General features: G+C 73.5%; 5 protein-coding genes. All 5 read right to left on the reverse strand.

Features of this window, described 5'->3' with window-relative positions; translation table 11 throughout:
- Positions 1-55 precede the first annotated feature (55 nt).
- Positions 56-2,047: a hypothetical protein gene (locus SMIR_RS06405; RefSeq protein ID WP_168496929.1), complete on the reverse strand. Its 1,992-nt coding sequence runs from the start codon at positions 2,045-2,047 to the stop codon at positions 56-58.
- Positions 2,044-4,167 carry a protein kinase family protein gene (locus SMIR_RS06410; protein WP_248003190.1) on the reverse strand — a complete coding sequence of 708 codons (2,124 nt, stop codon included), beginning with the start codon at positions 4,165-4,167 and terminating at the stop codon, positions 2,044-2,046. Before SMIR_RS06410 ends, SMIR_RS06405 begins: the two co-directional genes overlap by 4 nt.
- A 58-nt stretch (positions 4,168-4,225) precedes the next feature.
- Positions 4,226-6,820 (reverse strand): hypothetical protein, encoded by a 2,595-nt coding sequence (locus tag SMIR_RS06415; RefSeq protein WP_212726728.1) that lies wholly within the window; start codon positions 6,818-6,820, stop codon positions 4,226-4,228.
- Positions 6,817-10,347 carry a tubulin-like doman-containing protein gene (locus SMIR_RS06420; protein WP_212726729.1) on the reverse strand — a complete coding sequence of 1,177 codons (3,531 nt, stop codon included), beginning with the start codon at positions 10,345-10,347 and terminating at the stop codon, positions 6,817-6,819. The genes SMIR_RS06415 and SMIR_RS06420 overlap by 4 nt, the downstream gene beginning before the upstream one ends.
- A gap of 130 nt (positions 10,348-10,477) precedes the next feature.
- A complete protein-coding gene (locus SMIR_RS06425) occupies positions 10,478-12,751 on the reverse strand; it encodes a choice-of-anchor X domain-containing protein (protein WP_249938389.1) in 2,274 nt (757 codons plus the stop codon).
- Positions 12,752-12,849 lie beyond the last annotated feature (98 nt).

Raw genomic sequence — 12,849 nt, forward strand, 5'->3', positions numbered from 1 at the left:
AGCCAGGGCGGCAGCGGCTCATGCAGCCGCCGCCAGCCCCGCCTTCGACCCGTGTTCACAGGGCGATCAGGACGATCGTGAGGAGTACGGCGATCACGCCGAGGCCGGCTCCCATCACACAGCCCGGGTTGTTCGCCAGGTCGGAGAGCCGGGACGTGAGGGTGGGGGGTCTCGGCGGGGTGGAGGAGGGTTCCGGGGCCGTCGTGGGCGCTGGGACGGCGTAGGGCGCCTGAGGCGCGGAGGGGACTCGCTCGCCCCGGCTGAGCACGTCCCGCAGGATCTGCTGCCACAGGACGGGCGGCAGGTCGGGGGCCTGGCCGTTCGCCGGAGCGATGATGCTCTGGCGGAGCCAGTTGCCCCCGGTGGGGTGGCTGTCCCGGGTCATGCGGTGGAGCAGCTCGCGCAGATCACGCAGATAGCGTTCGTCCCGGGCCAGCGGGGCGACGGCCCAGGTGAAGAGGTCGGCGGCCCGGGTGACCATGGCCGTCCGGGAAACGGGTTCCGGTCCCTGTCCGTACGGCGTGAAGTACAGGCCGTTGTGGAGCACCTCCGCGCACAGGTCGTGCCGCATCTCCGGTCGGCGCTCCTGCACGCGGTGGTCGTTCCCCAGCTCGTCGAGCAGGAGTTCCACGGACTCCGCCGGCAGATCGGCGGAGCGCAGCTCGCCCAGGAGCAACTCGTCGGGCAGGGTGCGCAGACGCGCCGCCAGGAGACCGCGTTGCATGTGGTTCCCGCGCCGATGGTCACGGAGGTCCCCGTGGAGCCCGTACGCCTCGTGGGCGGGAGTCTGGACCGGCGTCTGGACCGGCGTCCGCAGGGGTCGCACAGGGACCGCGGGGGGAGAACCCGCGGGCGCCGGGTCCGTATACGCGTTCGAATGCGGGTCCCCATACGCGTCCGGATACGGGTGCGGGTCGAGGTACGGGTCGGGGTACGCGTACGGCTTCGGGGGCCGCGCGGGCGTCGTCTCGGCCCGCTCCTGGTCCTCGTCCCCCTCCCCGACCGGGCCCGGTTCCACAGAGCGCGGCGCGGGCGCGTCGGTACGCGTGGCGGTCCGGCGGTCGGTGCTGAGGATCTCGTTCAGCAGGACGCGCCGCCGCGTCCACTCCAGCTCCGCGCCGCCGGCCAGCTCCTCGACCAGCTGGGGCACCCCGGGGGCGGCCTCGGGGTGCGCGAGAAGGTGGTCGAGGAGGTGGTCCACCAGTCGGGCCGCCGCCTTGTGCTCGAACTGGGGGGTGACCCGACGGCCCATGACCCGGGCCAGCGGACCGGCCCCGCCCGCGTCCGGCTCCCAGCGCGGGACGCACGTCAGACGCAGCTGATGGGTGTCCACCGTGTCGTGGGTGGCGAACGTCCACTCCTGCCCCAGCCAGGGCCCGAAGAGCAGGAACAGCCCCAGATACGCCACCGGCACGGCCTCCTGGTCCGGCCAGCCGGGCTGCCCCTTCTCCTCCGCGAGCAGCGACACCCGCTGCGCCGGATCGCGCAGCCACTCCGCGGCGACCAGGATCAGCGCGCGCTTGACCGCCGGCAGCAGCTCCAGCATGGCCGGAAGCCGCTTGCGCGCCACCGCGTCGAGCTGCGCGCACTCGATCACGCGCTGGCGTCCGGAGGCCTTCTCGGCGGACTCCCGGCTGCCCCAGCCGCCGTATGAGAGGCCGAGGCACTGGCGGGTCTTCAGGGTTGTGGGGTCACCGATCAGGACATGGCTGATCGTGCTGGGCCGGCCGCCACGGTCGGTGGTGGGCCAGCGCTGGACGAGCATGACGTCGCCGTCGCGGGACAGGGTGCGTACGACGCTCTGCCGCGAGGCGGCCGTACCGGACACCCACAGCAGCGGTCCCAGTTCCCTCCCCAGTTCCTCGGCGCGCCCGGCCGAGCAGGAATGGGCGACGGCCTTCATGCCGGTGCCCTGGCGGCCCTGGTTGCCGTCCCACCGGAAGACGACCTGGTGCACCGAGCCTCCGGTGCCGCCATCGCCCGGCCCGTGCGCGCCGGCCTGTTCCCCGTGGGCGGCCGGACTCCTCCGATCCCCGAAGTCACTCACTTCGTCTCCCTCACAGTTCCCACCGCTCCCCCGGTTCGTCCGGCCCTCCCCGACGGCACCGCCTCGAACGCGGGCGCCTCTCCCACGGCGAACGCTTCGGCGCCGCCCGGCACTTCGACCATCCCGTGCAGCGCCAGCAGCGCGAGCAGCGGCTCCAGCACCCGCCGGGGCCCCGCCCCCGCCGGATAACGGCCCTGGTCCTCCTGGCCGCCGGTGGCCGACGCGACATGCAGGGTGCACCGGCGGATCGCGTCGAAGGGACGCAGCCAGGCCGGCCCGGCGTGCTGTCGCAGCAGCCCGTACACGTCCCGGCTCTCCTCACGCATCCGCTCGGGGTCCAGGGAGGTGGCCGGTGCCTGGCCGAGCCACCGGTCGACGGGCGGCTGGAACCGCAGGAGGTCCGCCTTGCCGAGCACCATCGCGGCGGCCACGTCCAGATACGGTCCGTTCTTCGGCAGCCGGTCGAGGACGGTGCCGAAGGCGAGGTCGCCGTCCCGGTTCACCTCGACACCCCAGCGTTCCCTGGCGTGGTCCAGATGCGGCAGCGGAAGGGCCAGCGCCGGGTCGACGACGAAGATCAGGGCGTCGATCCCGAGCAGGAAGCGCAGCGCGGCGTCGGTCCGTACGAGGTCCTCACCGCCGAGGTCGAAGAAGGCGACCGGCCGTACCTGCCCGTGGGCGTCGGTGATGAGGAGGGACTCCACGAAGCGGGCGAAGCCGTCCAGGCCGAGGGCGCCGGTGTGGTCGAGGACCTTGCCGTTGCGCAGCGGCTGCACCCGTTCCCGTACGAACCGGGCGTGCTGCTCCGGGTTGACGGACTGCCACTTCAGGCCGAACGGCTCCAGGCCGCCGTCGGTGATCTCCGCGATCATCTGGGTCAGCAGATGGCTCTTGCCGGTGGACGACTGGCCGACCATCGCGACGGTCAGCGGGCGACCGTAGGTGAGGTAGGGCACCGGGATGAAGTGCTCGGGGAAGTCGCGGTCCGCGGTGCACTTCTGGACGGCACCGCGCATGACGTCCTGGCGGCGCAGGGCGTTGCCGATCGTCGAGACGTCCAGCGGCTTGTACTGCATCCTGCTGTCGGTGACGAAGAGCGAGGCGAGGTCGAGCTGGATGTGCTCCAGGCAGTACGGGCACAGCACCTGGCCGTCGCTGCTGCGCCCGGCCGGTGCCCTGGACTCCTGGTGGGTGACGGGTGCCTGCTGCTTGAGGCGCAGCGCCTGCTCGAACGCCTCCCGGTGCGCGCGGGTCTCGTCGGCGGGCACGGTGAGCGTGACGCGCCGGGCGGCCCCCGGTGCCAGCAGGTCGAGCAGTTCGGCGGGGGTCGGCCGGTCGGCGGCGAGCGGGGCGAAGGCGCCCCGCAACGTCTCGGCGAGCACCCGGTGTTCGCCGAGGTCGGTGGGTGCCCGGTCACCGGGGCCGGGCCTGCCCGTCACCAGCTGGTAGAGCACCTGGGCGGCGCTCCACACCGCGTCCCGGGAGTCGACGAGCCCCTCACCCCGGCGCTGTTCGGGCGAGCAGTAGGGCGCCCTGCCCCACCGGCTCCTCGGCCGTCCGGTACGGGCCGCCCCCTCCAGTCCCCAGAGCTGGACCGAGGCGCCGTCCCAGAGCACGGTGGCGGGAGAGACGCCCCGCAGCACCAGCTCCTGGCTGTCGAGCAGGCACAGAGCGAGCATCAGGTCGCGGGTGAGGACCCGTTGGTCGGTCGCGGACATCACATGGGTACGTGCGATGGCGGTGCCGCGCGGCGCGGCGTACAGCAGGAACGGCTCGGCCGCGTCCAGTTCGTAGCCGACGATCCTCGGGAAGAGCGCCGTGTAGTCCGTGTCGTCGAGCGCGCGGTGCAGGTGCAGGGCGGTGCCCGCCTCCGCGTCGAGCAGGGCGCGCGCGGCCGGGTTCGCCGCGTCGGCGGCGTTCAGGCGGACCTGGACGCACTGCTGCCCCTCGTCGTCGAGCAGTCCGTTGCGGATCAGCTGGGGCAGCAGCGGATCGCGCCGGGACTCGGGGCCGAAGCGTGCGGGGGCGACCCGGCGCCGGCCCGAGGGGACGGTGAACGCGAGCGTCTTCCAGCGCGGACCGTCCGGCTCCGTCAGGTGGGGGTGCGAGGTGCTGGTCACCAGCGGTTGCCGTCCTCTCGGTCGTACGGGTGCGCCGGGCCGGGATGCGGGGTGCGGGTCACCAGCTGTCGCCGTCCTCGTGGTCGTACGCGTCCTCGCGGTCGTAGGGGTCGAGCCCGTCGGCCGGGGAGTTCTGGCGTGAGCGGACGGTGTCCACCACGCCCATCCGCAGCGGGGTGAGCCGGACCAGGCCGGCGTAGCGTCCCGACGAGGTCCACAGCGTCTGCTCCGGCGGTACGCAGCCGGTGGTCCGCCAGGTCTTCTCGACCTCGTCGCGCACGGCCTCCGGCGCGAACCTGATCCACACCGCGGCCGCCGGGTCCCGGCTGAGCAGCGTTCCCTGTTCGGGTGAGGAGAGTTGGACCACGGCCTGCCGGTCCGCCTCCGTGCCGACCAGGTCGGCCACCCGGCGCGGGTCGGTGCCCAGCAGGTTCGCCGAGCCGGCCCGGGTGCGGTGGTCGGCGGCGAACGGGGGCGGGGCCAGTACGCCGTTGTGCTGGAGGTGGCGGCGGGCCGTCGAGAGCAGGTCGCGGACCCGTTCCTCGGTGCGCCGGACGGCGAGGGCGCCGGCCTGGCCGCGCTCGACGGCACCCCAGTAGGGCTCCATCGCCACCATGGCGGCGTCCGTCAGATCACCGGCCAGGGCGGCGACGAGCTCCGGCCCGCCCTCCCCGTTCTCGCGGTCCAGCCAGCGCGGAACCCCCACGGTGCGGTCCGCCCACGGGTCGGCGGGCCCGGCGGACTGCGCGAACTCACCCCGCGCGCCGGGCTCGCCGGGCTCGCTCCGGGAAGCCCCGTCCTGCCAGGCGTACGCGCTCGCCCAGTCGCCGTCCCCGTCGTCGGACACCGCGAACGCGTCCGTCTCCAGGACCGAGGCGCTGGTCAGCCAGTCGTCCGCGTCGAGCGGCTCGGAGGCGGACGCGCCGGTGACCGTGGGCCGCTCGGGCTCGGGCACCGCCTCGGCGGCCGCGGCGGCGGCCGTCGCCCGCAGCATGCCGGCGACGGACCGGGCGGCGTCGGCGCAGTGCAGGCGCTCCTCGACGGCCCAGTGCTCGCGGACCGCCTCGGCCAGCAGCGCGTCGAGCCCGTCCAGGGCCTTGCGCAGCGCGGTGGTGGCGTGGAAGGCCGCCCAGGAGTCGATCGCGGTGCGCCACAGCCGGCGTGCCGTCTCCACCGCGACACCCAGGCCCGCCAGGAGACCGACGGCGCTCAGCCAGAGCGGGGGCTCGACCGCGTACGCGATCGCCACACCGGCCGCGGCGCCGCCGAGTGCCGCGGCCCGGGGTCCCCAGCCCCAGCGCCCGGGGCGTCCCGCGCCCCGCAGCCTGGACGCGCCGAGCAGCGCCACCGCGACGAACACCAGCGGGACGGCGATCGCCAGCGCCGCCAGGGGCCCCCGCCACAGCGCGCCGAGCAGCCCCGCCACGGCCGCCGCGGGCAGGGCGCCGCGTCCCGTGGCCACGGGGCCGTTCCCCATGGCGGGCCGCCGGGACACCGCTTCGGTGGAGTGGTCGGCGAGTTTGCGCACCAGTGCCGAACCCGGTACGGGCTCCACCCGCCCGGCCAGCCCGGTGAAGCGCTGGGCCACGGACCGCAGGGCGAGCCCCTGTCCCAGCAGCTTTCCGGCGAACTCCCGCAGTCCCTCGCCGATCCGCTCCCCCATGCCCTCGGCCGAGGGCACCCGCAGACCGAGGGCCCCGAGCCGGGCCGCCGTCTCGGCGGCGGACGGCGCCGTACCGGAGCCGCCACCGCGCAGGGCCGTGCCGACAAGGTCCCGGTACTCGTCGAGCGCCTGGTGCGCCTGGTCGAGGTCCGCCTCGAACGCCTGCCTGCGGGAGGCCCACAACAGACCGGGCAGGGACCGCAGTCCGGCCAGCGCGTCCTCGGCGTAGTCGAGGGCCTGCGCGCAGGCGGCGTACGTGCTGTCCGCCACGCCGCCCGGCTCCCGGTGCCGTTGGTCGCGGCCGCCCCGGCCCGCCACCAGACTCCGCAGCGGCTCGGGCAGATCGGCGCCGGAGGAGGCGGTCACCAGCAGGTCGGGGGCGAGTTCGCCGTCCTCGCCCGCGAACCTGAGGAGCGCATCGCGCCAGGCCCGGTCGCGCACCTCCAGCGGCAGGTCCTGCTCCAGCAGCCGCACGCCGGGCGCGGCGACGGCGTCGGGCAGCGACCCGAGGCCGTCGAGGACCTTCAGATAGACGTCCGGGACCGACAGCACGTCCACCAGGACGGCGAGCGCCTCGGGGGCGTCGGGCTCGGGCTGTTCCAGCGCCGTGCGCGCGGAGCGCAGATCGCCCGCCCACAGCAGGGCGGTGCCCGAGGCCCGCAGCACCGCGGGCCGCACCAGACGCCGGTCGGGCTGGAAGGCCTCGTCCTCACCCGCGTACGAACCGGGTGCGCTGCCCACCAGCAGGACCAGGATCCTGACCTCGCCCACGGCCCGATGGGCGGTGAGCAGTTCGTACTGCCGCTGGTGGTCGGTCAGCCCGGCCGGGGTGTCGACCACCAGGAACAGCGGGTCGTCGGGTTCGGGCAGCCCGGCCCGGCCCAACTGCCGGGCGACACTGGCCCGCAGGGCCTTGGCGGTGTCGAGTTCCGCCGCGCCGCTGCGCAGGTCCAGCTGGATGACGGTGCCGAGGTCTTCGGACGTCTTCACTCCGGGTCACCGTCCCAGGGGTTGCGGCGGGAGCGCTCGCGCTCGCCTTCGTCGCCGTACGGGCCGGGGTCACCGGGCTCGTCCCAGGGCACCGAGGGCCGGTCGGCGCCGCCGGAGCGCCCGTTGACACGGTCGCCCCGGTCACCGCGATCGGCGCGGTCACCCTGATCGCCCCGATCACCGCGTTCGGCGCGATCGGCGTCGTACCTGTCGTCGTACCCGTCGTCGTAGTCGTCCACGGACGCGCGGTGCGGACGTTCCTCCGTGCCGCTCGGGTACTTGTCGAAGGAGGCGCGCGGTGCGGTGCCCCAGTCGTCGTCATCGGGCACGGCACGCCGGGGTTCGGGGAACTCCTTGCGGACGCGCGGCGCGGGAGTTCCGCCGCGTACGTGCTCCAGCAGCGTGCGCAGGGTCGGCTGGACGGCACGCTGGTCCCCGAACTCGGTGTCCAGCGCGGCCGGCAGGGTCTTCGCCCAGAACTCCCACAGCGGGCGCACCCATCCCTCGACCCGCTCGCCGCCGCGCTGCCGGCGGTCGGCCAGCAGCTCCAGCTGACGCGGGGCGGTCTTCTCGACGAGTTCGACGAAGAGCGGATGCGGTTCGCTCGCGCTCCTGGCCAGACCCAGCGGCTGAGTCCCCATCAGTTCGCGGCAGTAGTCCTCCACGGTCCGTTCGTCGTCGAGAACGGTCCAGCGTTCGTACGACCGCAGCAGTTCCGCCCAGCTCGACACCCCGCCGGGGAAGTCCCCCAACCGCAGCCGGACGCCGGGCACATGGGCGCCCTTCTCGGGGAACAGCCGCAGCCTCAGCCGCTCCGGCGACGCCGGGTCACCGTCCACCACGTCGACCTGGCCGTTCCACATGCAGCACAGCAGCCGGTGCAGGATGACGCGGCGGTCCTCCTCACTGCTGACCATCCAGCTGTCCCGGTAGCCGAGCCGCTGCCGCCAGCGCAGTACGTCCTGGGCCTGCTCGGAGTCCTTCGCCCTGGCCCACTGGCGCAGCACCTTGCGGGCTTCGGGCACCTGGGTGAGGCTCATCTCGCTGCGGAAGAGGACCACGGTGACGGAGTCGCTCTCCACTCCCCGGTACTCCACCGAGTTCTTGGCGTCGGACGGCAGCCGCAGCGCCTTGCCGAGGTACTCCTGCACCTCCTCCACGGCCTGCACGCGCGGGTGGGTGACGAGGACCCGCAGCGGGCCGGTGCCCTCCGGGGTGAAGCCCACCGGCAGCAGCCCGGTCAGCTTGCGGCCGAACAGGTCGAGCGCCTCCTTGCTGACCTGGTCGGCGGCGTCCGCGTCGCCCGCCGCGGCGGCCAGCAGGGTGCCCATGGCCGGCAGCAGCGGGCGTTCCTCCAGGTGTTCGCCGCTCTCCGCGAACAGCCGGGTGATGCGGCCCTCCAACTGTGCCTTGACGACCGCGACCGCGTTGTCCGGATTGCGGCGGCTGAGGGTGTGGACCTCGCGCCAGGTGTCCCCGTCGATCATCCTGAGCAGGAGCGCGGCCTCGTCGTCGTTCTCGCGCATTCCCTCCCGGCGGATCAGCCGGGTGACGACGTCCTCGTAGAAGTGGTTGAGGGTGCGCTGCGGCGGCAGCAGATACGAGATCCCGGTGCGGTCCTCGTACAGTTCGAGGCCCTTCTGCGCGGAGACCTTGCGTTCCTGGTCGGAGTGTTTGCGGAAGGCGTTGACCAGGCGTCCGAGGTCGGCCCCGGCGGTGGCCGCCGGGGGCTGCCACTGCTGCTGCTGTTCCCGCCAGGCCTCGTGCCACACGGTCCGGCTTCGCCACTGGTACCAGAGGTCCTGCTCCTGGAGCGCCGCCTGCACGTCGTCGTCGCCCCAGCGGGCCGGTGACATACCGGCCAGCCGGCCCTTGATCCTGGGGGTCTTGGGCGGCTGGTCGGTCACGCCCGGCGGGCGCTGGGGGGCGCGGGAGCGGCTGTCGAGCATGCCGAGGAAGCCGAGCCGGGCGATCGGTTCGTCGCTGCCCGGGACGCCTCTGACGATGCGTTCGGCGAGGAAGGGGTCCACGCTCTGGAGGAGTTTGTCGATGGCGGGGCGCGGGGCGAAACGGTCGGCCATCGAGGCGGCCTGCCGGTCCGCGAAGGACTGGAGGTCGGACAGCAGCCGCTGCATGTCCGTGAGGCGTTCACCGAGCGCCTGCTCGATGGCCTTGCCACCGCGTGGCAGCGGATCGGGCTCCGGGAGGTCCAACTGCTTGCGCTCCCACAGCTCTTCGAGGTGGGAGTCGGCGAACAGCTGCCGGATCAGCGGCACCGCGTTGTCGCGCAGCGCGGTACGGGGCCGCTCCACCAGGTCGGTGACCGCCTCCCGCAGCAGCCGGCCCGCCACCAGGTCGGCCAGTTGGTCCATGGGGGCGGTCATGGAGGCCACCAGGCTGGTGGAGACGCCCTGCCGGCCGATCCCGGTGGGGGAGACGGCGCTGCGGTGCACGCCCCGGTTGATGAAGCTCGCGGCGAAGGTCTGGAAGTCGTCGTCGGTCGCCGTCGCCCGGCCCCGGGGGCGGCTGTCGCCCAGTTCGGTGCCGATCAGCGACATCACCAGGGAGACGATGGAGCGGCGCAGGTCGTCCTGGCGGATGCCGGCGGTCGGGCTGAACAGGAAGGCCGTGGGCAGGATGCCGGTACGCAGCCGGATCGGTGTCGTGCCCGGGTAGCGGATGCCGAGCCCGGAGTCGAGGTCGAGGTCCAGGTCGCCGATCTCCGTTCCCTCGCTCGGCGCGTTCTGCGCGTCGACCAGCCGGAACAGGTCGACCAGCGCGCGGGCCGCGTTGAGCTCCGCCTCCCGTCCGCCGCCGCCCGCCGAGGAGAACGAGGACGGCATCACGACCAGCGGGTAGATCTTCACGCCGTCGAAGCGGCGCAGCTGGAAGGCGTGGTTGATCAGGTGCAGATAGTCGAGGAAGATCCCGGCGCCGGTGCCGCCGGCCACCGAGAAGGCGACGAACACGTCGCAGCCGTTGACCTTGCCGCCGCCGAGCTCGGCCAGTTCACCGGCCGACTTGGCGATCGCGTCGATCGCCTGGAGCAGCGGTTCGAGGACTGGGGCGAGGCTGTGCCGGAGCGTGGCGAAGAGGGCGGCGCGTCCGACGGTGGGCAGTTGGCCCGCGCCGTTGTGCAGTGGGGTGACCTTCGGTTCGTCGATGCGCGGCGGCAGCCAGTCGGCGACCTCGTCGCGCAGGCTCGCCCGGAGCATCTTGGTCAGTTCGGGTGACGCGTCGAAGTTCGGCAGCAGGTTGTGGGTGGCCCGGGAGGTACGGGCGTACGCGGCCCGCAGCGAGGGGTCCACGTTGAACTGGGGCAGCCGCTGGAGGTCGGACTCGCTGTAGTCCGCGTAGACGAACTGGAGGCAGTCGGGCAGCTGGTACGGGGCGTGTCCGCTGAGGTGGCTGAGCGCGACGCCGTCCGGCCCGCACAGCTCGGCGCGCAGTTTGCGTTCGAGTTCGGCGCCGACCAGACCACCGGTGCCGCCCAGGCCGACGAAGAGCATCGGCTGGAAGATCTTCATGGGTTTCCTCCCCGCTTACGGCCGTCGCGGCGGCCGGTTCGTGCTCGGTACGTCCGTGGAGTGCGCGCGGCACGGCCGCGCTGCGGTGCGTGGGGGCGGCCCGGTGGCACCTCGGGCCCGCCCCCTGGCGTCACAGGTACGACCCGTACGAGCTCCCGCTCTCGCCGGTACCGGTCGCGGAGGTGGTGGAGCCCGCGGTCGTCCGCGCGGAGGGCCGCGGTCGGCGGACCTTCGAGGCGCGGGTGTCCTCGCCCAAGGCCAGGCTCAGCGTGTCGGTCAGCTGGACCTGGCCGCGGGCGGGCAGCGGGGTCCGGCCGCCGCCGCGCTTGCGCAGGACCGCTCCGCCCTCGGGGCTGCGCTGGACGGCGTACGGGCCGTGGGCGCGCCGCTCGATGCGCGGGCTGCGGTGGGGTTCGGCGACGGCGAACTCGTACCACTGCTTGTGTCCGTGTCCGGCGAGGTGCTCGCCGAGGACGTCGCCCTCCGCGGAGACCAGCCGCAGCACCAGGCCGAACGGGTCCCTGCGGGTGCGGCGCTGGCGCAGCCAGGCGAGGACCGCCGCGGTGACCAGCGCGATCAGTGCGGCGGTGGACACGAACGCCCACCAGTACTTCGCCCAGATGCCCGGCTCGGGTGTCACCCGCACCGAGAGCGGGGTGCGCACCAGCGTCCGGTCGTGGTCGGTGGTGTCGACGACCGTGACGGTGCCGCCGAGTCGTAGTCCGCCGTCGCCGAGGCGGTCGCCGAAGACGTCGCGGGGGGCGACTTCGACCGTGACCTTCCGGGTGCCGGACTCACCGGGCTTCACCTGGATCTCGGCCGGGGTGACCGTGAGCAGCCCGGACTTGAGGTCGGCGACGGACAGCCGCAGGGTGTGTGCGGTGTCGCTGGTGTTGTGGACGGCCAGCGTGCCGGTGACGGTGGAGCCGGGGTGGGTGTTCGCGGTGGGCAGTTCGAGCGCGGTGGTGACGGGGAGTGCGCCGGGCGCGATCTGGCCGCCCTCGCTGCGGGTGTCGGCGCTCAGCCCCGAGGCCGTCAGTGTGCCGCTCACCTTCAGTGCCCCGTCGGCGCTCTTGGGGATCTCGACGGAACCGGTGAAGGAGCCGTCGCTCGCCTTGGCGTCGGGCCCCTGGCCGTCGTCGGTGAGGCGCAGCGCCAGCGGGTCGAACCCGTCGCCGGTCAGTTCGCTGCGGACGCGCAGCCCCTCGTAGTCGCGCGCGTCCTTGATCTCGTAGCCCTCGCGGGTCTGCAGGCGCATGGTCACCGTGACCTTGTCGCCGGCCTGCGGGGACGGCGGGTCCATGGTGATCGCGCCGCGCAACTCGCCCTGCCACAGCACACTGACGGCGACGGGCAGGGAACGGTGGCCTTCCGGGGCCTCGGCCTTCACGCGCCAGGTGCCGGGCACCGGGTCGACGATCTTCAGCGCCTCGACCGTGCCGCTGCCGCCCGCCAGCTCGAAACTCGACTTGCGGTACGTCCCCGTGGTGGGGACCTGGTGGCCGTTGGGGTCGAGGTAGGTGATCTTCACCTGGGGGTCGCCCTTGTCGACGACGATGCTGCCCACGGTCGCCAGCGGGGAGATGCCGATCTCCAGGGTGGCGGGCGGCCGCTTGCTGGGGCCCTGTTCGTGGCGCAGGCAGTGGGCGGCGGCGAAGATCTTCTCCAGCATGGGGCCGACGTCCTTGGCCCCGGAGACCTTGCCCGCGCTCGGGCGGGCGGAGGGCAGTTCGACGCAGCCCTTCTGGTATCCGCCGGCGGCGATCCGGTCGAGCTGCGCCTTGTCCGGGTCGGATCCGAAGCCGAGCGGCCAGATCTGTACGTGCTGGGCGGCGGCGTTCTCGAGCTCCTGCGTCAGCTGCTGTTCGCCCTCGTCCTTGCGGTGCGCGGGGTCGCCGTACTTGGGGCTGTCCTGGACGTCCAACTTTCCGTCGGTGAGCAGGAACAGCACGCGGGGCTGCGAAGCATCGGTGCCGGTGGTGAGGTCGTGGACTCCCTGGCGTATCGCGCTCGGGAAGTCGGTGCCGGTGCCCTCGTTCTTCGTGCGGCTGCGCAGCTTGCCGACACAGGTGCCGATCGTCTCGCGGCCCGCCGCGTCCAGCGTGGTGCGCGGGCAGACCGGGTCCACCGCGCGCTGGTCACCGGACTCGGCGGCGGCGAACCCGAAGACGGTGGCATGGGAGGACGAGGAGACGTCGCCGAGCGCGATGCGTGCGGCGGCGGCCTTCTCGGCCTTCATGTCCTCGGGCGCGAGGCTGGCGGACTCGTCCACGGCGATGGAGTAGTTGACCGCCGGGAAGGCGGGTTCGGAATCCGCCGCCGGCACCGGATCATGACCGGCGGGTGCCAGCAGGGACACGAGCACCGCCATGCCGCCCAGCGCGCCGACCGCGGCGCGGCGCACCCGCCCCTTTCCTGTCCGCCCTCTTCCCCTGACTCTTCCCACGGCCGTCCCCCTGCTTTCTTGGTTCGTCTCGGTGTCGGTACGTGCTGTGCCGCGTG

The sequence above is a fragment of the Streptomyces mirabilis genome (assembly GCF_018310535.1).
Classification (GTDB): Bacteria; Actinomycetota; Actinomycetes; order Streptomycetales; family Streptomycetaceae; genus Streptomyces.